23 protein-coding genes and 1 tRNA gene are annotated in these 25,798 nt (G+C 48.4%); 8 read left to right on the top strand and 16 right to left on the bottom strand.

What is annotated here, in order from left to right; genetic code table 11:
• Positions 1–6: 6 nt before the first annotated feature.
• The 9 genes from B5F29_RS06525 to B5F29_RS06485 all read right to left on the bottom strand — a co-directional run bounded on the left by B5F29_RS06525 (position 7) and on the right by B5F29_RS06485 (position 10,257).
• Positions 7–399: a GtrA family protein gene (locus tag B5F29_RS06525; RefSeq protein ID WP_087153847.1), complete on the bottom strand. Its 393-nt coding sequence runs from the start codon at positions 397–399 to the stop codon at positions 7–9.
• A 3-nt stretch (positions 400–402) separates the two neighbouring features.
• Positions 403–1,620: an SGNH/GDSL hydrolase family protein gene (locus tag B5F29_RS06520; protein WP_087153846.1), complete on the bottom strand. Its 1,218-nt coding sequence runs from the start codon at positions 1,618–1,620 to the stop codon at positions 403–405.
• A 9-nt stretch (positions 1,621–1,629) separates the two neighbouring features.
• Entirely contained in the window at positions 1,630–3,357 is a 1,728-nt protein-coding gene (locus tag B5F29_RS06515) for a glycosyltransferase family 2 protein (RefSeq protein ID WP_242955596.1), read from the bottom strand.
• Positions 3,358–3,555: 198 nt separating this feature from the next.
• Positions 3,556–5,682, bottom strand: coding sequence for a class I SAM-dependent methyltransferase (locus tag B5F29_RS06510; RefSeq protein ID WP_087153844.1), 2,127 nt, complete (start codon positions 5,680–5,682; stop codon positions 3,556–3,558).
• Positions 5,683–5,686: 4 nt separating this feature from the next.
• Complete coding sequence (locus B5F29_RS06505; protein WP_087153843.1) at positions 5,687–6,967, bottom strand: ABC transporter ATP-binding protein; 1,281 nt, start codon at positions 6,965–6,967, stop codon at positions 5,687–5,689.
• Between the two features lie 10 nt (positions 6,968–6,977).
• Positions 6,978–7,790, bottom strand: a complete 813-nt coding sequence (locus B5F29_RS06500) for an ABC transporter permease (protein WP_242955595.1) — start codon at positions 7,788–7,790, stop codon at positions 6,978–6,980.
• Between the two features lie 11 nt (positions 7,791–7,801).
• Positions 7,802–8,353, bottom strand: coding sequence for a dTDP-4-dehydrorhamnose 3,5-epimerase (gene rfbC, locus B5F29_RS06495; RefSeq protein ID WP_087153841.1), 552 nt, complete (start codon positions 8,351–8,353; stop codon positions 7,802–7,804).
• 25 nt (positions 8,354–8,378) lie between these two features.
• Positions 8,379–9,248: a glucose-1-phosphate thymidylyltransferase RfbA gene (rfbA, locus tag B5F29_RS06490; RefSeq protein ID WP_087153840.1), complete on the bottom strand. Its 870-nt coding sequence runs from the start codon at positions 9,246–9,248 to the stop codon at positions 8,379–8,381.
• 22 nt (positions 9,249–9,270) lie between these two features.
• Positions 9,271–10,257, bottom strand: a complete 987-nt coding sequence (locus tag B5F29_RS06485) for a sialidase family protein (protein WP_087153839.1) — start codon at positions 10,255–10,257, stop codon at positions 9,271–9,273.
• A 205-nt stretch (positions 10,258–10,462) separates the two neighbouring features.
• Between B5F29_RS06485 and B5F29_RS06480 the strand changes: the two genes are divergently transcribed.
• Positions 10,463–11,956 (top strand): ArnT family glycosyltransferase, encoded by a 1,494-nt coding sequence (locus tag B5F29_RS06480; RefSeq protein WP_087153838.1) that lies wholly within the window; start codon positions 10,463–10,465, stop codon positions 11,954–11,956.
• 24 nt (positions 11,957–11,980) lie between these two features.
• Here the strand turns inward: B5F29_RS06480 and B5F29_RS06475 are convergent, their stop codons facing one another.
• The 4 genes from B5F29_RS06475 to B5F29_RS06460 form a co-directional block, all read right to left on the bottom strand.
• Positions 11,981–12,988, bottom strand: coding sequence for a uroporphyrinogen decarboxylase family protein (locus B5F29_RS06475; protein WP_087153837.1), 1,008 nt, complete (start codon positions 12,986–12,988; stop codon positions 11,981–11,983).
• A gap of 171 nt (positions 12,989–13,159) precedes the next feature.
• Positions 13,160–13,474: a DUF1540 domain-containing protein gene (locus B5F29_RS06470; protein WP_087153836.1), complete on the bottom strand. Its 315-nt coding sequence runs from the start codon at positions 13,472–13,474 to the stop codon at positions 13,160–13,162.
• A 101-nt stretch (positions 13,475–13,575) separates the two neighbouring features.
• On the bottom strand, positions 13,576–17,319 hold the full coding sequence (locus B5F29_RS06465) for a phosphoribosylformylglycinamidine synthase (protein WP_087153835.1): 3,744 nt from the start codon (positions 17,317–17,319) through the stop codon (positions 13,576–13,578).
• A 220-nt stretch (positions 17,320–17,539) separates the two neighbouring features.
• Positions 17,540–17,962 carry a bacteriohemerythrin gene (locus B5F29_RS06460; protein WP_087153942.1) on the bottom strand — a complete coding sequence of 141 codons (423 nt, stop codon included), beginning with the start codon at positions 17,960–17,962 and terminating at the stop codon, positions 17,540–17,542.
• A gap of 334 nt (positions 17,963–18,296) precedes the next feature.
• Between B5F29_RS06460 and B5F29_RS06455 the strand changes: the two genes are divergently transcribed.
• The 5 genes from B5F29_RS06455 (at position 18,297) to B5F29_RS06435 (ending at position 20,727) form a co-directional block, all read left to right on the top strand.
• On the top strand, positions 18,297–18,470 hold the full coding sequence (locus B5F29_RS06455; protein WP_087153834.1) for a toxin-antitoxin system HicB family antitoxin: 174 nt from the start codon (positions 18,297–18,299) through the stop codon (positions 18,468–18,470).
• Positions 18,471–18,552: 82 nt separating this feature from the next.
• A complete protein-coding gene (locus tag B5F29_RS06450) occupies positions 18,553–18,735 on the top strand; it encodes a hypothetical protein (RefSeq protein ID WP_087153833.1) in 183 nt (60 codons plus the stop codon).
• A 148-nt stretch (positions 18,736–18,883) separates the two neighbouring features.
• The gene (gene udk / locus B5F29_RS06445) at positions 18,884–19,498 is read left to right on the top strand and encodes a uridine kinase (protein WP_087153832.1); all 615 of its coding nucleotides are present in this window, start codon (positions 18,884–18,886) and stop codon (positions 19,496–19,498) included.
• A 31-nt stretch (positions 19,499–19,529) separates the two neighbouring features.
• A complete protein-coding gene (locus tag B5F29_RS06440; RefSeq protein WP_087153831.1) occupies positions 19,530–20,033 on the top strand; it encodes a DUF6512 family protein in 504 nt (167 codons plus the stop codon).
• A 148-nt stretch (positions 20,034–20,181) separates the two neighbouring features.
• On the top strand, positions 20,182–20,727 hold the full coding sequence (locus B5F29_RS06435) for a hypothetical protein (protein ID WP_087153830.1): 546 nt from the start codon (positions 20,182–20,184) through the stop codon (positions 20,725–20,727).
• A 216-nt stretch (positions 20,728–20,943) separates the two neighbouring features.
• Here B5F29_RS06435 and B5F29_RS06430 read toward each other — a convergent pair.
• The 3 genes from B5F29_RS06430 to pepF form a co-directional block, all read right to left on the bottom strand.
• Positions 20,944–21,015, bottom strand: a tRNA-Gly gene (locus tag B5F29_RS06430).
• 67 nt (positions 21,016–21,082) lie between these two features.
• Positions 21,083–21,859, bottom strand: a complete 777-nt coding sequence (locus tag B5F29_RS06425) for a nitroreductase family protein (protein WP_087153829.1) — start codon at positions 21,857–21,859, stop codon at positions 21,083–21,085.
• Positions 21,846–23,660 (bottom strand): oligoendopeptidase F, encoded by a 1,815-nt coding sequence (gene pepF, locus B5F29_RS06420; protein WP_087153828.1) that lies wholly within the window; start codon positions 23,658–23,660, stop codon positions 21,846–21,848. The genes B5F29_RS06425 and pepF overlap by 14 nt, the downstream gene beginning before the upstream one ends.
• Before the next feature lie 113 nt (positions 23,661–23,773).
• Here pepF and B5F29_RS06415 point away from each other — a divergent pair, with 113 nt between their 5' ends.
• Both B5F29_RS06415 and B5F29_RS06410 read left to right on the top strand, forming a co-directional pair.
• The gene (locus B5F29_RS06415) at positions 23,774–24,409 is read left to right on the top strand and encodes a lactate utilization protein (protein WP_087153827.1); all 636 of its coding nucleotides are present in this window, start codon (positions 23,774–23,776) and stop codon (positions 24,407–24,409) included.
• A 327-nt stretch (positions 24,410–24,736) separates the two neighbouring features.
• Positions 24,737–25,777: an esterase/lipase family protein gene (locus B5F29_RS06410; protein ID WP_242955594.1), complete on the top strand. Its 1,041-nt coding sequence runs from the start codon at positions 24,737–24,739 to the stop codon at positions 25,775–25,777.
• Positions 25,778–25,798: the final 21 nt, after the last annotated feature.

Here is a 25,798-nt window from a genome sequence, read left to right as displayed (position 1 = left end):
CATATGTCAGGGCGCTTTCTTTTCAATGATCAGCTTCCGGCTGATAAAATTATAAACCATAACCACCGCGGTGGCGCCGATCTTTACGATCAGATAACTGATGTGCAGCAGCTCCACTCCGAACCACATGCACAGCTGGTTGATCCCCAGACCGATGATGCTCAGGAAAACAAACACGATAAATTCTTTAATCCGGCTTTTCTCTTTGTCCGTTTCAAATACAAACGTAACGCTGAGTATATAGTTGACAATCACGGATACCGTAAAGGAACAGGCGCTGGAGACCAGATACACGATCCCTGCCACTTCCGTCAGCAGAACCATAATACCGTAATCAATAAAAAAGCACAGAAAGCCCACAAATCCGAATTTAATCATCTGTTCTATCAATTTTCTCATATTCTATTCGCTCCATTCTGCTTTGGTCCCGCAGATCACGCTGTACAGACAGTCCGCAATCTGCTCGTATCCGGCTCTTCCCGGGTGAACCGCATCCGACGGCACCTCTTCCGTCTCATCGGAATGAGGATTTACCGGGACTTCCACCGTATCGAAATTATTGGCGCTGTCATTGCACATGCCGGCAGGGACAAAATAGAGGTTCGGCTCATCCGACAATGTCGCTTCCAGATAGGTCATCAGATGGAAGACCTTCTGATCTTCTTCATATTTATAACGGTCCGCGTATAAAGCATATCCGTTATTATTCCAGGACCCGATTCCGTCCTGGTTGGCCGGATACAGTGTATGCACCAGATAAACAGGAAGATCCGGATCATCTTCATGAATCTCTTTTACAATTCGGACAATATTATCTCCGTTCTCTGCAGGATCTACATCCAGGCCGTTGGTCCCCAGAAAAAGCTGTATCATATCCGGATCGAAACCGGTCGTTTCTTTGTAATAGTCCCAGTCAAAACTTCCGGTTTCCTCATTATAAAACGGATGCACATCCTCGTACGGCTCTTCCATCTCATACCCGGTGGCTGTCAGATAATTGGCCGCTGAGAATCCCCTGCGCGCTTCCGTCAATGATCCTCCTACTCCGCGGGTTCCCATATAGATAATTTCCCCGCCGGTCAGTTCATTGAGTCTTTCATAGGTGGCTGTATTGCAGGAAAGGCTGTCGCCGATCGTCAGCATGGAAAATGATTCCTGAAGAGCCGGCACAATATTCAGTTCCGTGGAAGCTGTCGCCACCTGGGCGCCGTTATCATCAAAAATCGTAAAAATCAATGGATGCGTTCCAATCAGATCCTCTGTCCCGGTGACGGAAAACTTGCGCTGCATATTCTTACCTACCGCGCAGGTCCATTTTACGTTATAATTTTCCATCCGGTCGCCCAGAGAGGAAATCTGGTTATTATATATTTCAATGGTCACACCGGTCGCCACATAGATCTTTTCAGGGAGGAAAAGTTCTACGCTGCTGTATAACCCTTCGTCATTCCGGACTACGCCTTTGGCCTCCAGATCCCGCTCCAGCGCGCTTACTTCCGCCTCTCTCGCCATTTCATGCACCACCAGAAGCACGCCCAGGAAGATGCAGCAGGCAGTCAGTACCAGAACTGTGGTCCGATAGGCATTTCTTATTACTTTTTCCCGTTCGATTCTCTTCATGTCTCTCCTTTAAAAGCGCAGGGTAAAGTCCGAATAATCCAGTGAAAAATTCGGATTGTAGTAGGGATCGCCTGCATCCAGCTGTGCTTTCCATCTTTCCCGGAAATGTTCACATTCTCTTTCATAACGGCGGAGCTTCTCTCCTTCTTCCATTCCCCGGGTCTTGGACTCATAGTGATACAGTTCCGCGAACGGCGTGAAAATGTTCAAATATCCTTTTTCGCGAATTTTCAGGCAAAAATCCACGTCATTTAAAGAAATGGTAAAGGTCTCATCCAGTCCTCCCACTTCCTCATAGACGGATCTTTTCACCATCAGGCAGGCTCCCGTCACCGCCGTCACATCCTGAGCGTAACACAGCCTGCCCATATATCCCAGATGTTCTCTGGGCATTTTATAATGCGTATGACCGGCAGACCGATGCGCGCCCAGCCCGATCACCACTCCGGCATGCTGAATCGTATTATCTCCATAATAGAGCTTGGCGCCTACCGCGCCCACATCCTGCCTCTGGGCATACATCAGCATCTGTTCCATCCAATCCGGTGAGATTACTTCCGTATCATTGTTTAAAAACAGAAGATATTCTCCACCCGTAAAGGTCACACCGTAATTATTGATTCTGGAATAATTGAACTCACCTGTATAAGCGGTCACTTTTACCTGCGGCTTTTGTTCCAGTTCTTTGTAATAATCAAAGATGCTCTGCTCCGTACTGTTATTCTCCACTACCACAATCTCATAATTATTCCAGGTAGACTTGCTTTCAATAGAAGAAATACATCTGCGAAGATCTTCCGCATGGTCCTTATTGGGAATCACAATGCTGATCTTCGGGCTGCCTTCTATGGGGTACCGGATCTGAAAGATTGTCGGAAACGCGCGGGTACTTTCGACCTCCACTTCGATCCCGTAATAATCCCTCATATGATCGTGTACCGCGCGTTTAGCTGCGTCTATCGCATAGGTTTTGGCGCCGATATCCGCCGCCACCGACTGGGGATGGGATCTCCAGTAATAAAGAATCTTTGGAATGTGCTGCACATTCTTGGCCACCTCGGTCAGGCGCAGTATCATATCATGATCCTGGCTTCCGTCGTACTCCGGCCGGAAAAGTCCCGTCTTTTCCAGCAGTTTCGCATCAAATACAGAAAAATGGCAGATATAGTTGTTGGCCCTCAGGTTATCCGGAGAATAATCCGGTTTAAAATGAAGAACAATCAGGTCGTCCAGGTTCGGAGATGTAAAGGTAGCCTCATCGGTATACACATAGTCTGCGTCCTTTTCACAGATTGTCTTCATGCATTCATACAGCAGACTGGGATGCATCACATCATCATGGTCAAAAAGCCCGATATAGTCTCCCGTCGCCATGGAGAAACATACATTGGTATTTCCGGAGATTCCCAGATTCTTCTCAATTTTCTTATAAACGATGCGGCTGTCTTTCTCTGCGTATTCCCGGCAGATTCTTCCCACATCCTCATGTTTTCCGTCGCTTCCGTCTGCCAGGCAGAGTTCCCAGCTGACGTATGTCTGCGCTTCCACCGAACCGATCATCTCTCTTAAGAATTTTTCGGGTGTATTATACAGCGGCACCAGAATGCTGAATTTGATCTTTCGCGGAAACACCGTCTCTTCTTCCAGTTTTCTGCGGGCTGCGTCCGGAAAACTTTTTGTCCCGAAATCCACCCGTTTCGTCGCCTCTCCCCGTTTCTGCTTATAGCGGCGGTACATTCCTTTAACCCCGCCATAGTGAATATATGCGTTTCTTATGCGTTGAAAAAAGTGTATTATGACACGTAAAGGTTTCGAAGCTTTCCAATACCAGGTATCCCGGAATCTGTCAAACCGTTTGTCTCTGTATTCAGGCAGATCTGCCTGCTGCTTTTCTTTGCTCATTTCACCGACCTCAATCTCGTGATTCGGAACCCGTTATCTGCCCAGGGCCCGTTTAATTTTCTTCAGTATGCGGTACGGTCCGCTCTGGCTGATCCGTTCTGCCGCGCGCATCCGGTTCAGAAGATTCATGCAGGCATATGCCGTATCCGGATTCATATGCTCCACCGACAATTCTGCATGGATTAACCGCGTACCCTCCACCAGGTTCGTCACTGTAATCTGGGGATCGTCCGTTGTGTACAGGATCCCCTGCGCCTCCAGCTCCCGTCCGTTGTGGATGTATTCCAGCTCGTAGGAACCGCCCAGTTCTCCTGCCAGCCTGCGCACCTTCACCAGGGAGCACCCTTCCGCCGGATCCAGCCGGAGTGCCTTTGTCCCCTGCGGAAGCGGAATTTCCAGATGTATCACGCCCTGCTTATCCGGCTGTGTAAGGATCCACATACTGTCTTCTTCTGAGAACCCTTTCCCTGTATCTGCGTAAACCTGTATCCTGTTTGAACGGTCTGTCCGCAGCAGCGTTTCCAGCCGAAGCGTCCTTCCCGCCGTAGCCAGATACTGCTCTCCAATCGTCACTGTTCCGCCCAGAAGCCAGCGCTGAAAATGATGTTCCATCTCCTCAAACTGCCGCTCTTCCTCTGAACTGATCCCCATCTGGGTCATCAGTCCCAGGGACGCCAGATCGTTCCTTCCGTACTGATAGAGAGAGACCGCCCGCCAGATCAGATATTCTATCGGAACCTGCACCGGAAAAGTCCATTCGTAATCGATGATCCAGATACCGTCCGCCGTTTTCATCAGATTGCCGAAGATCCAGTCCAGATTATTCACCGGGGCTCCCCGATACGCCTTTGTGAACTCCGGATTCCCGAACATCTCCACAAACAAATCGCTCCTGGCAAAGGGCTTTAATTCCGGTCCCAGCGTATCGGCCAGCAGTTTTTTATACTCCTGAAGTTCCGCCTGGAGTCCGGCATAATCTTTTCGCGCCCGCAGGATATCCAGTTCTTCCTCCAGGGTCTTCCCCCGCAGGAATTCAAAGCAGGCCTTCCCGCCGCGCAGTTCGCACCGGTTGGCATGCACGCCGTTTTTTTGATACAGCTGCTCCAGTTCCTGCTCCCAGCGCTTCATTTCCCGCACATGTTCCGCGGCTTCCGGATGCGCCGGGACTTTGCACACCAGAGATGATCCATGGTCCTGTACGATCTCTGTCCGGATCATAAACCGCTCCGCGCGGTCGTTGGAATACTTCACATAATCCGGAAGATCCCTCCGATCTTCTCCTACAATAATCAGGAAAGCGTTGGAAAAATCCGGGAAGCGCCCGTCCGCGATCAGCTGGTCGTAAACCTTCTCTTCCTCAAACAGAACCAGCCGCTCACCTTCAAAATTTCTCAGATTCTGATTCAGTTCCCCTGTCTTCGGAAGCCATCGGTCCGAATAAAGACTCATAGGAAACCATCTCTCCGGATATGGATAATAAAAACGATACGGTCCGCATCCGGCAGCTTCCAGTATCTGTTCCAGCCTGTTTCTGGAAAAGGTATGTCCTGTGCCTTCCAGGCTGTCAAAATACCGTCCCGTATGAGGTTCCGCGGCTCCCGCCCAGTATTTCAGTCCGAACCGGTTGTCCGCCGCCAGCACCAGATGCCCTCCGGGCTTTACATAGGATAAAATCTTCTGAAGCGCCTGCTGCTCCGGTGCATCACCGTCAAAATAACGCTCTGCTTCCGCCAGAAGCCCGCAGGCAATGACCCAGTCATATCTGCGGCCCAGATCTTCCAGACATTTCCATGGATCTCCCGCATGGACTTCCAGATTCTCCGCATCCCGGTAGCGTTCCGACAGGATACGGCTCCGGCTGACACTTTTATCCACGCATACCACATGACCTGCCTTTTTCAGAAAGCCGCCGGTCAATTGTCCGCTGTCAGAGCCGAATTCCAGAAGGGTGTCCTCTTTTCCCACCGGCAGCCACTCGGTCAGATTGGCGCGCAGATGCGATAAATGATAAAGTACCGGCCAGCTCTGTTCGCAGCCCCGGCGGCAGTCATAACCTTCCTTTACCAGACTGTGGATCTGCCTGTCCTCAGAAGGGATCTGCTCCAGGCGGTCTGCTCCGTCCTCGTATGTCAGTATTACGTTCCCTGTTTTTTCCTGCATAACGTCACGCCTTTTCCACCGTAATTTTCGAGTTCATATCATAAAATCCCACGGTATCTTTATCGGAAAGAACCGTCATTCCCACCAGATCATATAACCGGTGATAAACTTTAAATTCATCTCCCACATAACCGGTGCAGCCAAGAGAGATCAGATAATCTCCTCCCTGCAGGTCAATCCGCTGACGGTATGTGACGACACGCTCTTCGCCCGCCTCAACGGTTCCGGTCTCCACACGTTCAAACATTGTATTCGTTCCCGTGATGTCAGTTCCCTGTTTATTCCGAATTGTAATGGTAAAAATCGGATTTGCCACACGGCTGTGAAAATGGACTTTTGCCTTTACCTGGCAGACAGAACCTTTTTCGATAATACTGGAGAACTGCCCGTACTGGTCTACGATGGCAAAATCCACAATCTCCGCCTGCTTTTCCCCGTAGTCCAGAATCGTCGGATTCACTTCGAAATGATCTTTCCAGGCCTTTCCGCTTTCCGTATGCTCTCCTATGGCGCTTTTTCCGCTCACATCCTCCAGGGTCTCTTCATCCAGCTGATGAACCAGAAGCTTCTTATACATATTGACCATGTCTTTGGGAGATCCTTCCGCCAGTTTGACCCCTTTATTTAACAGAATCACGCGGTCACAGTATTTGGCGATACTGGTCAGATCATGGCTTACAAAAAGGATCGTCTTTCCCATCTTTTTGAATTCTTCAAACTTATGATAACATTTGGCCTGGAAAAAAACATCTCCCACGGCCAGAGCCTCATCCACGATCAGGATCTCCGGATCGATGTTAATCGCCACGGCAAAAGCCAGGCGCACAAACATTCCGCTGGAATAGGTTTTCACCGGCTGATGGATGAATTCTCCGATATCGGCAAATTCCAGGATTTCCGGCAGCCGGGCTTCGATCTCTTCTTCCGAAAAGCCCATCATCGTACCGTTCAGATAAACATTCTCCAGACCGGTATATTCCATATTGAACCCGGCGCCCAGCTCCAGAAGGGCAGAGATACGTCCGTTGATCTGCATGGTTCCGCCGCTGGGACTTAAGACACCGGTTATGATCTTCAGAATGGTAGATTTCCCGGATCCGTTGACTCCGATAATCCCCACCATCTCACCTTCCTGGACTTCCATGCTCACGTCCCGCAGCGCATAATGCTCCGTATAACACTTTTTTCTGGTAAGCCCCAGAGAATCCTTCAGACGGTCCCTGTTCCGGTTATATAATTTATAAACTTTTGTAATATGCTCTAATTTTATCGCTTCGCCGCCCATAATTCTCCTTCTACATCACGTCCGCAAAATGTACTTTCAGCTTCTGGAACACGTGATAACCCAGTACCCATACCACCGCCGTCACGCACCAAAAATACACATGCATCCACCCCAGTCCTGCTACCGAACCGGATCCGAATAAAACCTCCCGATAGCCATAAACAATGTAGCAGAGAGGATTGAGTTTCAGGATCGCAAGGACAGGGTATTTAGCCAGCAAATCTTCCAGAGACCACATAATCGGCGTCATCCATATGCCTACCTGAAGAAAAATATTGATAATCTGACTCAGATCCCGGAAAAACACCACTAAAGAACTGGTCAGCATGCAGAGGCCGGTAACGAAGATCATAAGGCTGGCGCTGAAGTATACGATCCACAGCGTGTGCAGTCCCGGATAATAGCCGTATAACGCAAACAAAAGCAGCATAAACAGTACGAAGAAGGCGTGGATAAACAGCGCTGCTATGGTCTTCACCAGCGGCAGAATATCGATGTTAAACACTACCTTCTTCACCAGATAATTGTATTCCAGCAGAGCGTTGGTTCCGTTGCTCAGGCTCTCTGAAAAGTAGAACCAGGGCACAATACCGCTGACCAGCCAGAGGACAAACGGCACGTTAATCCCTTCTTTCAGTTCTGCTGTAGCGTTGTTCAGTCCGATCTGAAATACAAACCAGTATACCAGTACGATAACCACCGGCTGTACCATCGCCCAGACCACGCCAAAATAGGAACCCGCATACCGGGTCTTGAAATCGTTTTTTGCCAATTTCCAGATCAGTCTGCGGTTTCCCAAAAATTCCTTTATCATTCGGACCATTGGTCTCTCCTTTATCTGTTCCAGTCTTTGATACCGCCCCATTTCTGATCCTTCTCAGAAATAGTGAGTTCCATTCCCTCCGGAATCGGCCATTTCACTCCGATATCCGGATCATTCCAGAACAGTCCTCCTTCATCATTAGGATGATAGAAATCAGTACACTTATATGCGAATTCCGCATAGTCGGACAATACCAGGAAACCATGCGCGAAATTTTTCGGAATGAAAAACTGCTTTTTGTTTTCCGCGGACAGAATCACGCCATGCCACTTTCCATATGTGGAAGAACCTGGTCTTAAATCTACTGCCACATCAAACACTTCGCCGCTGACTACGCGCACCAGCTTGTCCTGCGGATAATTGATCTGGAAATGCAGGCCTCGCAGCACGCCTTTCTTGGACGCCGACTGGTTGTCCTGGACAAATTCCATGTCGATGCCGGCTGCCGCATAATCTTTATAATTGTATGTCTCCATAAAATATCCGCGTTCATCACCGAATACGGTAGGAGTAATGATCTTGAGTCCCTCAATCCCGCAGGTTTCTACTGTAATCTTTCCCATTTTCTCTTCCTCTTTTTCCTGTTTTTTACAATCCGTTGGCAACATCTACCAGATACTGTCCATACGCCGTCTTCATCAGGGGCTCCGCCAGTTTCAAAAGCTGCTCCCGGTCGATAAAACCGCGGCGGTAAGCGATCTCTTCTATACAGGACACATACAGGCCCTGGCGTTTCTGCATGGCCGCCACAAAATCAGCCGCATCCAGAAGCGCATCATGATTGCCCGTATCCAGCCATGCGAACCCGCGCCCCAGCGTCTCCACCCGGAGCGTGCCTCTGCGCAGATACTCGTTGTTGATACTGGTAATCTCGATCTCTCCGCGGGCAGAAGGCTTTACATTTTTCGCGATTTCCACCACGTCATTGTCGTAGAAATAGAGTCCCGGCACTGCATAATTGGACTTGGGGTGTTCCGGTTTCTCCTCAATGGAGACTGCCATGCCGTTCTCATCGAACTCCACCACACCATACTCTCTCGGATCTCTTACGTAGTATCCGAAAATAGTAGCTCCGCTCTCATGGGATACCACCCGTTTCAGCACCTGACTGAAACTCTGGCCGTAAAAGATATTATCCCCAAGGATCAGCGCCACACTGTCTTTCCCGATGAAATCCGCGCCAATGATAAAAGCATCCGCCAGTCCGCGGGGCTGTTCCTGCACCGCATATTCAAAACGCATGCCCAGCTGGCTGCCGTCACCCAGCAGTTCTTTAAACACCGGCAGGTCTCTGGGAGTTGAGATAATCAGCACCTCACGAATGCTTGCCAGCATCAGGATGGAAAGCGGATAGTAGATCATAGGCTTGTCATATACCGGCATGATCTGTTTGGACACCGCTTTGGTCAGCGGATACAGCCTGGTGCCGGAACCGCCTGCTAAGATAATTCCCTTCATAATAAATGTTCTCCTTGCATATTTATTCTTCTTCTGTTACCCGAAGCAGCAGATCGCAGTCTGTCAGGAAATTCCTTGCAAACAGGAAATACAGCTGCCCGTTCATCTCTTTCACATCATAAAGCCGGACCGCCCTGTTCTCCGGCATCCCGGACCGCTTATAGGTCTGCACCTCATTCAGCTCCGGTGTGTAATCCGCGTAATAAACTGACGCCCCCTGGTAGCTTTCTCCCACACAGGCATAGTCACTGCTCACATAAAGCCTCCATCCTGTGTCTGTGGGATCGCAGCTGGCCATCTCATTATCAGCCACGGCCGGCAGCAGTTCTTTCATCCCGCTCCAGGTCCTGCCTCCGTCTTCAGATGTCATAACGCAGATCGCAGACGGACCTTTGTCATAATTTTCCATCTCAAAGAAATAATAAAGTGTACCATCCACATAGCGGATGTCGCCGTCTTCCAGGTTCTGATTTTTCCGGATCACATCTGTCACGAACTCCCAATGTTCCAGATCCTCGGAATAGTACAGTTTCACTGTATAGATGCCGTTTTCCCCATCCGGTTCCGGATTGTTGACGGTTCCTTCAATCGTAGTATGCGTCAGAAGCCATCCGTCGTCCACCCGCACCAGGATCGGGTCGATTGCAAGCGTATCCGTTGTCAGCACACACTGGTCTTCCAGCATCTCATACTCCGGGGAAAGGCGCAGGATATGCGTCTCATTGGCATGATTGCTGTATGCCACGTTCCATTCCCCGGAATCTTCTTCCTGCACATAAAGCCAGGACGCTGAAAGCTCCTCATAACTTTGGATTTCACGGCCTTTCAGGTCCAGAATACGGATGCTCTCGTCTACGCTTGTGATAATCCCGTCACCGATAAATTTCGCATCCGCGTTGTGATACTGTTCCAGCGTAAATCCGTTTTCAGCCGCGCCTGTCACATCTGCAATCCAGGCCAGTATACAGATACAAAGCCCGGCAAAGGGGATCAGAAGCCGTCCCTTCATATCATATCCTCTTTTCCATGCATTTGGATTGATTATATCATCATTGAAGCATTATGACAAGTCGATCAGGCCACACCCTCCTTTTGCCTCCTTTTATGTTTTCCTGTTCCGTCATTTTTATATCCGGCAGCAGTTGCGATAGCTTTTTCCATCCGTCCATGATATGATAATAAAATAAATATGTACAATATATTCTGGAGGGATTATGAGAAGCTTCTATGACCGCATCCTGAAAATCATAAACAAATATTACTGGATATTTTTTATATTGGCATCCGCCGCGGTAGCTTTTTTATGTTTCCGCTGCCTTCATATCGCTCAGATTGATTCCTGGGACGAAGCACGGCACGGCATATCCGCCTACGAAATGATGCAGAGCGGCAATTACCTGGTCAATACTTTCCAGGGACAGGCTGATTACTGGAATGTCAAGCCGCCTCTTTCTTTTTTGACTATTGCCGCCGGTTTCGCTATTTTTGGTTATAATGCGGTAGGACTCCGCTTTTTTTCAGCGCTTGCATATCTGACAGCGTCCGTGTGTACCGGCCTTTTCGCGCGCCGCTACAGCAGACTGGCGTCTCTGCTGGTCATGGTATTCTGCGCCGCAAATTATTTTCCCTTTAAAGCGCATCTGGTTCGGGCCGGCGATGCTGACAGCCTGTATCTTCTGCTGTTTACACTGGCTATGCTTTCAATGCTTAAGATCCGGGATCAACAGCGGTGGCTCTATTTCTGCGGTCTTTGTTTTTCTCTGGCATTCCTGACCAAGAGTTTCCATTCTCTGATGATCGCTGCTATAGGAGGCCTTTTCCTGCTGTTCACAGGTGAAATCAAAAAAATGCGCCTGAAAACCTGGATCGGCTTTCTGGCGTCCGCTTTGCTGCCTGCAATGATCTGGGCTGTTCTCAGATACCAGTATGATGGCATGACTTTTTTTCAGAATATGTTCGAAGCAGATATCATCGGAAGAACTGCAGCAGGCGGAACCGAAGGACATGGAGCCCCCTTTCTATACTATGTCACTTCCATTTTCTGGAATTTTGACTATATCTACGGATGGCTGAGCCTGATCGTATTGCTGGGTATTGCCTATCTGTTCTTCCGCCCGCTGCGGAAGGAAGGGCATCCTCTGCCTCTGTCAGACCAGACCGGTATTCTGCTGTGGCTCTTTATACCGCTGTTGGGGTTTTCACTGGTATCTACCAAACTTATGTGGTACGTATATCCTTGTACAATACCCTTATTTCTTCTGGCGGCGGTATTTCTGGCAGAATTTTTGCAGGCTCCGCATATCCCCGCCTGGCTTCTTACCGTTTTCTCTCTGGTGCTTCTGGCGGGAAGCGCTTACTTTGTATGGGGAAATTATCTGGATAACGTGCGCGGTGCCCATTCCAACGCGCTGCAGACCTTCATCATCGAACAGTTCTCCAGAGATGGTCTGCGTACAGGAGCAACCGTCTATCTGGACGCCTATGATCCGTTTCTCTACGCCAACACCACAGAATGGGAACAGAACAATCTGCTGCTCGCTCTTATGGAAGGAGATCTTGAATGTCTGAACGGCGGAGCAAAGGCATTCCTGAGCGATGAGGAAGATTGTTTCCTGATCCTCTCTATTCCATTTCTTCAGAACTATCCTGAGCTGACCAACTGCCGGATATTGGCAGATAACGGACAGTATCTGCTGCTTGGCAGATAAACTGTCCGTCATTGCTAAAATTTGTCATCCTTTAAACAATTCTTTGCTGCATTGGTCAATTTCATCATAGATTATCGGATCCAGGTGCGGGAACATAGCTCCCGGCAGACCGTAGGTCAGACTGGGAATAAAATGTCCTCCCGGTCCGTAAGTCATGCATGCCCTGCGGACTTCCTCACGAATCTCTTTTTCCCCGGCGTCTGCCCTGTCAATCACAGAATCAATTCCACCCATCAAAGTCATACGTCCGTCCAGTTCTTTCTGGATCTTTACAATATCATTGGTAGGAAGAACCCCCTGCCATATGTCGATTCCCAGCTCTACCATGTCTTCCACAATAGGTTCGCAATAAGAATCTGCATGATGAAGAATAAGTACCCCATGATCCTTCATGTATTTGTACATTTTCACATACTGAGGCTTGATCAGCTCCCTCCAGGATTCCGGACTCATGAAAAGAGAGGTTTTGCTCCCCCAGTCATCATGGGAAATAATCGCATCCGGATGCAGATAATCAACCAACAGTTTTGTGTACTGAAAACGGTACTCGCCGATTGCCTCTGCAAGTTCCAGCATGGCTTCCGGTTCCAGCAGTACATTCATCAAAGTATCTTCAAAGCCCATCAGATGATGCATCTCTTCAAATACACCGGTTCCCATGAAGGCCATGACCATCTTATCCTTTTTGTCTACTTTTGCGGCAGCCTCCAAAACAGGTTCCCAGTCATCCGGATTTGAACAGTTCGCCACCAGATCCGGTACCACCACTGTTTTTTTCCACTCTGTCACATCCGGGCACACTTTATTATCCGGAGTGATATGCGGCATCGCAAAAAGCTGGTCTTCCGGCCATGCTATCTCAGTCCCCCACCGGTCCTTTGTTGTCATACCTTTTTTTCGATTACCTCTTGTGAACTTCTGTACCGGATCGATCATAACCGGGACCAGCGGCTCATAGCCGTTTACCAGCCGATCTGGTTTTCCTCCCGTCTTTTTCAGAGTTTCCAAGAAATTCTCCTTTGGCGTCAACATAATTACCTCACCTCTCCTTTTCTGATTTCAACTTAATTTTAACGGAATCCCAGAAAAAAACATATCCGCAATAAGTTCAAGAATCCATTCCTTTGATTGTACAGTCTGTATTGACCGGAATCGTAAAAGAGCCGGGATTGACCTTGAACAATCCCGGCTCTTTATCCTGACTTATTTACAATTAAATGTGGAGCATTCTGTCTGCTCGCAGTGACAGGCATTCGCACCGCTCACCTGAATCTGGTCCGCGTGGCATTTACAGGACTGATTATAGGTGCAGGCAGTCGCGTCGCAGGAAACCTCGGTCGGCTTGTGCGGCGTGCTGCAGCTGCTTGTCATTCCGTCGTTTTTGCGCTCCTGAAAACTTTCACAGCATGTCTGGTCTGTGACCTTGGCGCCCTGGCCTCCTACATGGATGTTGTCCTTGCAGCAGGAATTTTCCTTGTTAAAGGTGCAGTTTACAACAGAACAATCTAATTTTGTCATAATCTCTTCCTCCTTCCGGTTTTACAAAGATAGTATCCGGATTTCGCAAAGAAATTATACCTTCATGCTTTTCAATCCCATATTTTTCCAATTCTGAACCATTATTTAAAATATGCTACGCCTGATTCAAAAATCTTCATATCCTGTTCTCCGTAGATATTGACCGCCACGGAATCTCCCCGGCGTTCAGAATGCGCCATCTTGCCCAGCACACGGCCGTCCGGACTTGTAATACCTTCAATGGAAGCATAGGATCCATTCACATTCCATTCCTCGTCCATGGTCGGGCTGCCGTCCAAATCTACGTACTGAGTCGCCACCTGTCCGTTGGCGAAAAGACGGTCGATCCATTCTTTCGGAGCCACGAAACGGCCTTCTCCATGGGAAGCCGGGTTTACATAGACGCCGCCCAGCTGCGCGCCTGCAAGCCACGGAGACTTATTGGTCACGACTTTGGTATACACCATACGGGATATATGCCTGCCAATGGTATTGAACGTCAGGGTCGGAGAATCTTCTTTCTGACCCACAATCTCTCCATAGGGAACCAGTCCCAGTTTGATCAGCGCCTGGAATCCATTGCAGATGCCCAGGGCAAGTCCATCGCGCTCATTTAAGAGTTTCGTGACTGCCTCGCGGATCTTCTCATTCTGGAACGCCGTAGCAAAGAACTTGGCGGAACCATCCGGTTCATCACCGGCCGAAAAACCTCCCGGGAACATAATAATCTGCGCCTGATCGATCGTTCTTGCAAATTCGTCCACAGATTCGCGGATATCGCTTTCACTCAGATTCCGGAAAATCTTTGTCACCACATCTGCTCCCGCACGCTCAAACGCCTTTGCACTGTCATATTCACAGTTTGTACCCGGGAACACCGGAATAAACACTGTGGGTTTCGCCACTTTATGTTTGCATACATAAATGCTGTCTGTCTTATAGACCGGCGTATCCAGTTTTTCTTTTCCTTTGACCGCCACAGTGGGGAATACTTTTTCCAGAGTGCCCGTCCATGCTTCCAGCGCCTCATCCATGCTGATCGACACATTTCCATAAGAGAAGCCGCTCTCGGTCACCTCTCCGATCAAAGTATACGTAATAGAAAGTTCTCCTACTTTCCCATCCGGCACCTCTGCCACGATGCATCCAAATCCCGGCGCAAATGCGTCCCGAGGATCCAGATTGTGTTCCAGCTTCACGCCCAGCTTATTGCCGAACGCCATCTTGCTGACTGCCGCGATAATGCCTTTACCATCCAGCGTATAAGCAGATATGATCCGTCCGGCTTTGATATCCTCAAAGAATTTGCCGTACAGATCCATCGCCTGTCCATAATCCGGCAGATCGTACGCATCCCTGTCAATCTTCAGCAGGATTAATTTATTGCCCGCTTTCTTTAGCTCAGGCGTAATGATCGTCTTATCGCTGGCGATATCCACCGCGAAAGAGACCAGTGTCGGGGGTACGTCAATGTCATTAAATGTACCGGACATACTGTCTTTCCCGCCGATCGAAGGCAGTCCGAAGCCCATCTGCGCGCTGTACGCGCCAAGGAGAGCGGCAAACGGCTGACTCCAACGATGCGGGTCCTCTGTCATTCTGCGGAAATATTCCTGGAAAGTAAAACGGATTCTGCTGTAGTCTCCGCCGGAAGCTACAATCCTGGCCACAGACTCCAGCACCGCGTAGACAGCGCCATGATAAGGAGACCAGCTGGACAGGTACGGGTCAAATCCGTAGCTCATCATGGTCACAGTGTCCGTTTTGCCCTTCAATACCGGAAGTTTAGCCACCATGGTCTGCGTTTCCGTAAGCTGATACTTGCCGCCATAAGGCATGAACACGCTTCCCGCGCCAATGGAACCGTCAAACATCTCTACCAGGCCTTTCTGGGAGCATACATTCAGGTCTTTCAGGGTATTCAGCCATGCTTCTCTTACATCGCCGACTTCTTTTCGTTCAAAATATTTCTCTGTCTCGGAGGGCATATCCACCGCGACTGCCGTCTCCTGATGCGCGCCGTTGGTATTCAGAAATGCGCGGGAAATATTAACGATCTCTTTGCCTCTCCATTTCAGCACCAGTCTCGGAGATTCTGTAACTTCCGCTACACACACGGCCTCCAGATTTTCCTCCGCCGCGTATTTCATAAACTCATCCACGTCTCCCGCGTCCACGACTACTGCCATACGCTCCTGAGACTCGGAAATAGCGATCTCTGTACCGTCAAGGCCCGCATATTTTTTCGGCACCTTATCCAGATCGACTACCAACCCGTCTGCCAGCTCGCCAATAGCCACAGATACGCCGCCCGCGCCGAAATCGTTGCATTTGCGGATCAGACGCGTTACTTCCGGGCGGCGGAACAGTCTCTGGATCTTACGCTCCGTAGGAGCGTTTCCTTTCTGCACTTCAGCGCCGCAGGTTTCGATGGAAGCTTCTGTGTGTACCTTGGAGGAGCCGGTGGCGCCGCCGCAGCCGTCTCGTCCCGTGCGTCCGCCCAGCAAAATGATAATGTTGCCCGGATCGGAAGTCTCACGGATCACGTCTTTTCTCGGAGCGGCTCCCATGACTGCTCCGATCTCCATACGTTTCGCCACATAATCCGGATGATAAATCTCTTTTACATAACCGGTGGCAAGACCGATCTGGTTGCCATAAGAGCTGTAACCGCTCGCCGCCCCGCGCACCAGTTTTTTCTGAGGCAGTTTGCCCTTCAGAGTCTCGGATACCGGCACGGTGGGATTCGCAGCTCCGGTTACGCGCATTGCCTGATAGACATAAGTACGTCCGGATAAGGGATCGCGGATAGCTCCTCCCAGGCAGGTGGCCGCCCCGCCGAACGGCTCGATCTCAGTAGGATGATTATGCGTCTCATTTTTGAAGTTCACAAGCCATTCTTCCGTTTTTCCGTCAATCTCCACCGGAACAACGATAGAGCAGGCATTGATCTCGTCCGACTCTTCCTGGTCCTGAAGTTTTCCTTCTTTTTTCAATTTCTTCATTGCCATCAGGGCCAGATCCATCAGGCACGGAAATTTATCTTTTCTTCCCTGATATACGTCTTCCCTGTCTGAAAGATACCGGCGGTACGTCTCTTCGATGGGTTTGCGATAGTACCCGTCCTCAAACGCAACATCTGTCAATTCCGTAGAAAAAGTCGTATGACGGCAGTGGTCTGACCAATATGTATCCAGCACGCGTATCTCTGTCATGGACGGGTCCCGTTTTTCCTCGCCCCGGAAATAATTCTGAATATGCAGGAAATCCTTAAACGTCATGGCGAGACTCAAAGAATCGTACAATGCTTTCAGCGTATCTTCGTCCATCCCGCAAAATCCATCAAAGATCTTCACTTCCTCAGGCTCTTCAAACACTGTCACTAATGTTTCCGGTTTCTCCATATCTGTCTCCCTGGAATCCACCGGGTTAATACAGAATGCCTTAATGGCCGCCAGTTCCTCCTCAGTCACACTGCCTTCCACCACATATACTGTCGCCGTACGGATCACCGGTTCCTCGGAAGAATTCAGAAACTGCACGCACTGTACCGCGGAATCCGCTCTCTGGTCAAACTGCCCCGGAAGATACTCAACTCCAAATACCGCATCTGTTTCTTCCTGCGGAAATTCTTCCAGATACAGGATATCCACCGGCGGTTCGCTGAACACGGTATGGCAGGCTTTTTCGAATGTATCGTCAGAGATATTCTCCACGTCATAACGGATCAGTACCCGCACCCCCGTCACAGTCTGGATGCCCAGATAGCTCTGAATCTCTTCCTGCAGCTCTTTCGCTTTGACCGCATAAGCTTCTTTTTTTTCAACAAAGACGCGTCTTACCATGCTGTTTACCTCCACTTATCATTTCACACCGGGTCTTCTGACATGAGAAATCAGAAAATCCTTTACTTTTTGGATTATCATATCACATTTCATATAATAAGTAAATTTAATATATATAATTTATATTATTAAATTTACTTATTAATATCATCTTTGTTTTATCAGCACAGAAAAAGACGCCCTGCGTACGCAAAGCGCCATTTTCCGTTTTCTTATGGAATTACAGTCTATCAGCCTGTGCCTTCATATTTTTATATTCCGCTACAGAGCGGTCAAATCCTTTGATATGACGATACAGCCAGTCGATTACGTTTTTATTCACAGCGGCAACAAACGCATCAGACGGTCCTTCCTCCTCTTCCAGCATCTCGTGCAGTTCAGAAACAGCCTGTTTAAAATCCGCGTGCTGTTTCCTGTGTTCTTCAATGCCCGGATAGGAAATCTCTTCCTGGAGCTTCTCCTCTGCGCTGAAATGAAATTCTGTATAATCGGACAGATAGTCAAGCATCTTGATGGCTTCCAGCTTGCCTCCGCCCTGTTCACAACAGGCCACCAGTTTATTGATCTTGTCGATCAGTTCTTTGTGCTGTCCGTCGATCATCTCATTCCCGGTTACCAGGCTCTCATCAAATTCCGCATACATCGTAGGTTCCTCCTTTGATCTTTTCTGACTGCATTTATCATAACACATATTTTCCCGGTCCGCTACCCCTGCGGCGATGAAATCAGGATTACCCATACGGCATAATTCCCGGTCTTCTTCCGGGTGTTTTTCCGCCCATCTCTCCATTTCAATTTCCCATTCATCCGCCATATCCATAAGCTCTTTACAGATATGTTCTTTTAATTTTCTGTCATCCATTTTTCCCTTCCGGCCGTTTGACACCCATTAATTATGGTGTATATATTTAATGTAATTTTGGTGTATATTTTCTTAATCTAATTACAATTATAATACTTCCGAGAGGTGATGTACAGTGGAACAGTTTCGGGTAGAAAAAACAGAATATGTAAACAAAACATTTCGGCTGCCCAAAGACCTGGTTACCGAGCTGAGCGTACTTGCCCAACAGAAAAATGTCTCTCTAAATCAGTTGGTCATCCAGTGCTGCCGCTACTCTCTGAATAATCTAGAGGACAGCGACACCTGATCATCACTGATCTCCCTGTTTCTTCTTGCTTAAAGCTGACAGCTATGGTAAACTAAACATAGTTTTTATTTGGGAGGAACCCATGGAAAAATTCAGGGTAGAGAAGAACGAGTATGTGAGCAAGACCATCCGTGTTCCGTCCGGATTGTTTTCTGAGATGGATCACTTAAGCCGGCAGAAGGGCATTCCCTTCAATCAATTGGTTATCCAGTGTTGCCGTTATGCCATGAGTCATCTGGCAGACGACGAAGGAGGCAGGGCCTGACCGGGTTCCCCCGGAAGGCCCCGGCCATTCGTCGGCTATCTGTTAATCTTTCCGCAAATTTCTTTTCTCTTTTGCAAAATCCAGTAGAAATCCATATTAAAAAAGTGTAAAATAAAAGAAAAATTCGACGACAAAAGAAGGAGTATCCATGAATTCTATCATTATCGGCATCGCAGGCGGTACTGGTTCTGGAAAATCGACTTTTACAAACCGCCTGAAAGAAGCCTTCAAAGATGACGTAGCAGTTATTTACCACGACAATTACTACAAGCGGCAGGACGACGTTCCTTTTGAGGACCGCAAGAAAGTAAATTACGATCATCCGGATTCCCTGGAGACCGATCTGATGCTCCAACATCTGGAACTGTTAAAATCCGGGCATGCCATTGACTGTCCCGTCTATGATTATTCCCAGCACAACCGTTCCGACAAGATTCTTCACATCGAGCCGAAAAAGATCATTCTGGCAGAAGGTATCCTGCTGCTCTCCGATCCCCGTATCCGGAACATGATCGATATTAAGATCTATGTGGAAGCAGACGCGGATGAACGTATCCTGCGGAGAATCGTCCGCGATGTGAAAGAACGGGGGCGCGATCTGGACAATATAGTGGAACAGTATCTGACTACCGTAAAACCCATGCATTACCTGTATGTAGAACCGACCCGCGCACTGGCCGATATCGTCATCAACAGCGGTATGAACGATGTGGCTTTCGATGTTGTACAATCAAAGATACGGCTCCTTCTGAATAAACAGTAAATTTGCTGCATATGCTGTTCATGGTGATATCATGAACTCATTAAAGCGCGACCTGCTCAAAGGCATATTCTTTGTCCTGGCTGCCGGTTCCCTTGCCCACTTTATCTATGAGTGGTCCGGATACAGCACGGCAGCCGGACTTTTCTTCCCGGTAAACGAATCCACCTGGGAACACATGAAACTCTGTTTTTTTCCCATGCTGGGCTATTCTTTTTATTTGTATTTTAAATTCCATGATGCAAAAGACTGTGTGCTTTTCTCCATGCTTTCCGGCACTCTTGCCGGGACTTTTGCGATTCCCGTCATATTTTACACATATACCGGCGTTCTCGGATACCATACACTGTTTCTGGATCTGCTGACTTTTTTCTTCAGTGTACTTACCGGCTTCTGTATCGCTTATCGGACAGCACTCTCTTGCCCTCCAAGAACCAAGACCTTGTGGATCCTGATCGCCGTGATTTTAATAGTCGTCTGCTTTATGGCATTCACTTATTCGCCCCCTTCTCTGGGGATCTTCGAAGTGCCTGAATAGGCCCAAAAAAATATGCCATAAACATATTTTACCCCCTTGCGCTAAAAGAAAAGTATGCTATGATATAATTACTTTTACAAATGATAACCATTGCCGGCGCAGGCTGCTTCACAATTTTAAGCCATCAAAAGAACGGAGGGGTTACATAGTGTCTGAAGAATTAAAAAATATCCTGACACAACTGGAGCAAGTGAATTCCAAAATGGAACAAATAGATTCCAAAATAGGACAGATGGGTTCCAAAATGGAACAAATGGATTCCAAGATAGAACAGATGGATTCCAAGATAGAACAAATGGATTCCAAGATAGAACAAATGGATTCCAAAATAGAACAAATGGATTCCAAAATAGAACAAATGGATTCCAAAATAGAACAAATGGATTCCAAGATAGAACAAATGGATTCCAGAGTGGATCGTATAGAATCCAGAGTGGATCGTATAGAATCTAGAATGGACCAGATGGATTGCAAAATAGAACAGATAACAGAAAGAACAGACAGCATCCAGCTTAAATTGGAAAATGAAGTGATTCGTGACATTAAAATCATCGCCGAAGGCCATATCGACCTGAGCCGAAAACTCGATGAGGCATTAAAGGGCAAAGAAGAACGAGAATTAATCCTGATACGGCTGAACCATCTGGAATACGAAGTCGGCGAGATCAAAAAAGCTCTCAACGAAACCGCATAGAATATCCAATGAATCAAAACTGCAGAAAAAGCGTTCTCTAATCCATTGCAGCGAAAAGGGAACGCTTTTTGTGTGCGGGAAGTGGGTACAGCTGGTACAAATATTTTGCCTGATTTCAAAGGCATTATAAAGTGGGTACAGCTGGGTACAAATTTATCAGACACAAAAAATAAGGGAAAAGCCTGAATTTTCAAGCTTTTCCCACTTTGTCGATAGAGCACGAGACGGGATTCGAACCCGCGACCCTCGCCTTGGCAAGGCGATACTCCACCACTGAGCCACTCGTGCACATGCGTCTCTGTATCAGAGACAATAACTATAATACAAGAGATCGCAGCTTTTGTCAACCGATAATTCAAATTTTTTCACTTTCATCCAGAATCAGCAGACTTCCCACGTAAAAATAATTCTGAAAATCTTTTTCCAGGATCCGGTCCAGTTTTTGATATTCTATATCAAACCACAATTCTTCCGCCGTGACCATCATATGCGCCAATACAATTCCTGCGTCGAATAATTTCAGATTCTTTTGAAACTGATACCCGATCCGCGCCGGTTTACTCACAAACAAATGTACCCTGTTTTCCGTCACCACAAAACGCCATGGCTGTAAATTCATGGCCGATGGAGCCAGTCTGGCAGCTTCCAGCAGTTTTCTCTGAACTTTCCCGAATGTACCGTGAAGACGGATCATCTTTTTCAGCTCCATCCGGCGAAAATCTTCCCGGTTCCTCTCCAGCGGCTCCGCAGGACGGCCAAAAGCCATGATCATCACCGGTGTCAGATCCGTCTCTTCATTATGGCGAAGCACAGAGCCTCCCTGGTAGCAGCTCCCGATTCCTTTCGTATGAAGATACAGGCACAACTGCTCCATCAGACAGCCGGCATTCACCAGATAATCAGACTTTACTTCCGAATATAATACCACGTAATAGGGCGCTTTCACCTGAAATAATCCTCTGATATTCCGGTCACCATCCCGAAATATCTTCCATTTCACACGGATATCCGGACATATACAGTCCTCGTCACTGCCAAAATGCTCAATAATTTCCAAAATACGCGGGTCCAGATCATCCCATCTGTATTTCCGAACAGATTTTCTTCTGAAAATCGCCTCATAGCGCGTCATGTTCCATCAACCTCTCCATCTCATCTAAATACTGACCAAATACCTGAAGTGCATCAGTTACCGGCTGTTTCTGTTCCATATCTACCCCAGCCGCGCGCAGCAAATCAAGCGGATATGCAGAACTTCCTCCCTTTAAAAATTTTTTGTAATCCTCCACCGCTTTTTCTCCTTCTTTCAGAATTTTTCTGGATAAAGCGATTGCCGCCGAAAAACCGGTCGCGTATTGATACACATAAAACGGCGTGTAGAAATGAGGGATACGCGCCCATTCCATCTCTATCTCTCTGTCAATGCAAATATCTTCTCCAAAGTATTCCCGGTTCAGATCATAATAAACCTGGCAGAGACGATCCGCGGTCAAAGTCTCCCCGCGTTCCTCCATGCCGTGAGTAATTTTCTCGAATTCAGCAAACATAGTCTGGCGATAAAGCGTCGTCCGGAACTGTTCCAGGAAATAGTTAATCAGATAGGCTTTCTTTCTGGTATCATCCGTTTTTTCAATCATGTGATGAATCAACAAGGCTTCATTACATGTAGAAGCAACTTCTGCCACAAAAATGCGATATCCCGCATAAATATACGGCTGGTTCCCGTCTGAATACCAGGAATGAAGCGCATGGCCCATCTCATGCGCCAGCGTAAATACGCTGTTTAAATCTTCCTGATAATTCATAAGCACATACGGATGCGTCCCGTAAGTCCCCCATGAATACGCTCCGCTTCGTTTTCCCTGATTTTCATAGACATCAATCCATCGATGTTCAAACCCTTCCCTCAAAAGAGAAAGATATTCTTCTCCCATGGGGCGCAGGCCTTCCAAAACCATCTCTTTTGCCTGTTCATAGGGTATTCTTTCCCCCGCATCCGGTACTACCGGCACATAGAGATCATACATATACAGCTTATCTGTCTTCAAAAGTCTGCGGCGCAGCCTTACGTAACGATGCAAAAAGGGCAGTGCCTCGTGTACCGCTTCGATCAGATTTTCATAAACTGACACCGGAATATGACTGCCGTCCAGCGCCGCTTCCAGATCAGATCCATACTTTCTGACACGAGCCCGGAATACTTCCTGCTTTACATTGGCGCGATAAACTGCGGCAAGCGTATTCCGGTATTGATGATACATTCCATATAAAGACCGAAACGCATCCCGACGCACCCGCCTGTCCTGACTTTGCAGAAGCGTGATAAAACGTCCATGCGTCACTTCGATATCCTCTCCGTTTTCTCCCGTGATCTTCGGGAACCGAAGATCTGCATTGTTGAACATGGAGAAAATATCTTTCGGACTTTCTGTCACTTCACTGGCGGCTGCCATCAATGTTTCCATCTCCGGACTCAGGACATGATTCCTCTGTCTTATAATATTTTCAAAATACTGACGGTATACCCGCAATTCCGGATTTTCTTCCATAAAATGCTCCAAGGTCCCTTCCGGCAGCGCCAAAAGTTCCGGTTCTACATAAGAGCATGCTTCTCCCAACCGTACCAGAAGCCCCTGCGCCCTGTTTGCCAGATTCTGAAAATGACCGTTATCTGTATCTTCATGCAGCCTCTGGTTCGCATACACATATATTCTTTCCGCAAGCATATTCAGGCTGTCCGATGTTTTCTGCATATGGAGCAGCGTCTGCGCGTCCGTTCCCAGATGTCCCCGAAAACTTTCCATTTCCGGAATCCTGGAACTCAGGAGCGCATACTCCGCCTCCCAGTCTGCTTCTTTTTTATATAAATCTTCTACGGCCCAGGTATAAGCCGGGTCTGTCTCTTCACGTTTTATTACTTTCTGATCAGTCATATCTTTCCCCTCATTTCTACCTTATTTTAACGCATACTTTTCAGAAGTCAATGTAGTGTTTTCCTATTTTCTCTGCTATACTGAAAGAAAGATTCAGCAAAGGAGGATCATCTATGTCATTTGTCAAGCAATCAAATGCCAACGCAGCTGCCACCATCATCAGCCGGCTGCAGAAACGGAACATGGAAGGTTATTTCTGCGAGACGTCTGAAGAAGCGGTGAAAAAAGCATTGAGCCTGATGCCGGAAGGTTCCGTCATCTCCTGGGGCGGCTCCATGAGTATCAGCGAATGCGGCCTGATGGACGCGATCCGGGAAAAAAATTATATCCTGGTTGACCGGGACACCGCAAAAACCCCTCAGGAAAAACGTGAAATCTACTCCCGGACCGTCATGGCAGACTACTATCTCATGAGCACCAACGCCATCACCATGAACGGCGAACTCGTCAACATCGACGGTTTCTGCAACCGGGTCGCCTGTCTTTGCGCCGGTCCGGAGCACGTAATTGTCATTGCCGGAATGAACAAAGTCGTCCGCACCGTAGAAGACGGGATCGATCGGATCCGAACCAAAGCGGCTCCGGCCAACACGGTACGTCTGAATAAAAATACCCCCTGCGCGAAGACCGGAGAATGCCAAGACTGCTATTCTCCCGACTGTATCTGCAGCCAGACCGTCATCACCCGGCGCAGCGGCATACCCGGACGCATTAAGATCATCCTGGTAAACGAAGACCTGGGATTCTGATCTTATGAACGCAGTTTTACGAAAGATCGGTGAAGCCGTCTTTTTTCTGCTGGACACGGCAGTCGTGAGCATATTCTGCTGCAGCGTGGCATTCGTTCAACCGGACTATGGAGGGATTCCCCTTTGGTGTTTTCTTCTCCTTCTGGCCGGTTATATGCTCATCCATCTGTTTCCGGGGATTCCAAGGCCCGGCGTTCCCGGAAGACGGCTGCGCATCTGCTACCGGGGCGCAGTCTGCCTGAAAGTGTTTTTGACAACTTCAGCGGTCTCGGTCCTGTTTCATATCTGGTTGTGGACCGAACTCATGACTGCCCACTGGCAGCTCTGGTGCGGAAGCGTTTTTTTCTGTTTTTTATGGAAGCAATGCTCTTCTGGAACGGCATCCTGCGCGTATATGCCGCATCTGTCCAGCTGGGCGTCCGGGACCGTGCCGTCGGCATGGCCTGCGGCATGATTCCTGTCGTCAATCTGATCGTTCTGCATTCCATCATCCGTACGGTATCCAATGAAGTGGTTTTTGAAACAGAAAAAGACCGTATTGACCGGGAGCGGGAATCCCTGCAGATCTGCCGCACCAAATATCCTCTCCTGCTTGTCCACGGCGTTTTTTTCCGGGACTCCAATCTGCTTAACTACTGGGGCCGAATTCCCCGGGAGCTGGAGCGCAACGGCGCAGTCATCTATTATGGCAATCACCAGTCGGCCGCATCGGTACCCGACAGCGCTTCGGAGCTGAGTGCCCGGATCCGCCAGATTGTAGCGGAAACCGGATACGAAAAGGTAAACATTATCGCCCATTCCAAAGGCGGGCTGGACTGCCGCTATGCGGTTTCCCTGGGCGGCGCGGCTCCTCTGGTCGCGTCCATCACTACCATCAATACACCTCATCTGGGGTGTGGATTTGCGGATTATCTGTTGGAAAAGATTCCGGACGGCGTTCAGAAACAGATCGCTTCCACTTATAATGCCGCGCTCGGCAAACTGGGCGACGAACACCCGGATTTCATGGCAGCCGTCCATGACCTGACTGCCAGCCGCTGCCGGGAACTCTCCCGCGCCATGGAAGACGCCGCACCGGATCACATTTACTGCCAGAGCGTGGGATCCCGGCTGAACCGCGCCGCAGATGGAAAATTCCCCCTCAATTTCACTTATTCGCTGGTCAGGTATTTTGACGGTCCCAATGACGGACTGGTGGCTGAACCATCTTTTCACTGGGGAGAACATTATCAGTTTCTGACCACAAACGGAAAACGGGGAATATCCCACGGCGATATGGTGGATCTGAACAGGGAAAATATCCCCGGATTCGATGTACGTGAATTTTACGTACAGCTTGTGGCAGACCTGAAACAGCGGGGGCTGTAATCTCACATCTATAAAAGGGTA

Origin of the sequence: Lachnoclostridium sp. An196, from assembly GCF_002160135.1 — a bacterium.
Classification (GTDB): Bacteria; Bacillota; Clostridia; order Lachnospirales; family Lachnospiraceae; genus Hominiventricola; species Hominiventricola avistercoris.
Note: the sequence above shows the minus strand (reverse complement) of the source record. Positions and strands in the feature narration are given on the sequence as shown.

Coding starts and splice junctions, on each gene's coding strand:
- B5F29_RS06450 (WP_087153833.1), top strand. CDS start 18,553: ATGGAAAAATTCAGGGTAGAGAAGAACGAGTATGTGAGCAAGACCATC.
- B5F29_RS06460 (WP_087153942.1), bottom strand. CDS start 17,962: ATGTATGCGGAATTTGATGAGAGCCTGGTAACCGGGAATGAGATGATC.
- B5F29_RS06425 (WP_087153829.1), bottom strand. CDS start 21,859: ATGACGCGCTATGAGGCGATTTTCAGAAGAAAATCTGTTCGGAAATAC.
- B5F29_RS06515 (WP_242955596.1), bottom strand. CDS start 3,357: ATGTACCGCCGCTATAAGCAGAAACGGGGAGAGGCGACGAAACGGGTG.
- pepF (WP_087153828.1), bottom strand. CDS start 23,660: ATGACTGATCAGAAAGTAATAAAACGTGAAGAGACAGACCCGGCTTAT.
- B5F29_RS06415 (WP_087153827.1), top strand. CDS start 23,774: ATGTCATTTGTCAAGCAATCAAATGCCAACGCAGCTGCCACCATCATC.
- B5F29_RS06510 (WP_087153844.1), bottom strand. CDS start 5,682: ATGCAGGAAAAAACAGGGAACGTAATACTGACATACGAGGACGGAGCA.
- B5F29_RS06470 (WP_087153836.1), bottom strand. CDS start 13,474: ATGACAAAATTAGATTGTTCTGTTGTAAACTGCACCTTTAACAAGGAA.
- B5F29_RS06525 (WP_087153847.1), bottom strand. CDS start 399: ATGAGAAAATTGATAGAACAGATGATTAAATTCGGATTTGTGGGCTTT.
- B5F29_RS06520 (WP_087153846.1), bottom strand. CDS start 1,620: ATGAAGAGAATCGAACGGGAAAAAGTAATAAGAAATGCCTATCGGACC.
- B5F29_RS06480 (WP_087153838.1), top strand. CDS start 10,463: ATGAGAAGCTTCTATGACCGCATCCTGAAAATCATAAACAAATATTAC.
- udk (WP_087153832.1), top strand. CDS start 18,884: ATGAATTCTATCATTATCGGCATCGCAGGCGGTACTGGTTCTGGAAAA.
- B5F29_RS06475 (WP_087153837.1), bottom strand. CDS start 12,988: ATGTTGACGCCAAAGGAGAATTTCTTGGAAACTCTGAAAAAGACGGGA.
- B5F29_RS06485 (WP_087153839.1), bottom strand. CDS start 10,257: ATGAAGGGACGGCTTCTGATCCCCTTTGCCGGGCTTTGTATCTGTATA.
- B5F29_RS06500 (WP_242955595.1), bottom strand. CDS start 7,790: ATGGTCCGAATGATAAAGGAATTTTTGGGAAACCGCAGACTGATCTGG.
- B5F29_RS06440 (WP_087153831.1), top strand. CDS start 19,530: ATGAACTCATTAAAGCGCGACCTGCTCAAAGGCATATTCTTTGTCCTG.
- rfbC (WP_087153841.1), bottom strand. CDS start 8,353: ATGGGAAAGATTACAGTAGAAACCTGCGGGATTGAGGGACTCAAGATC.
- B5F29_RS06465 (WP_087153835.1), bottom strand. CDS start 17,319: ATGGTAAGACGCGTCTTTGTTGAAAAAAAAGAAGCTTATGCGGTCAAA.
- B5F29_RS06505 (WP_087153843.1), bottom strand. CDS start 6,967: ATGGGCGGCGAAGCGATAAAATTAGAGCATATTACAAAAGTTTATAAA.
- rfbA (WP_087153840.1), bottom strand. CDS start 9,248: ATGAAGGGAATTATCTTAGCAGGCGGTTCCGGCACCAGGCTGTATCCG.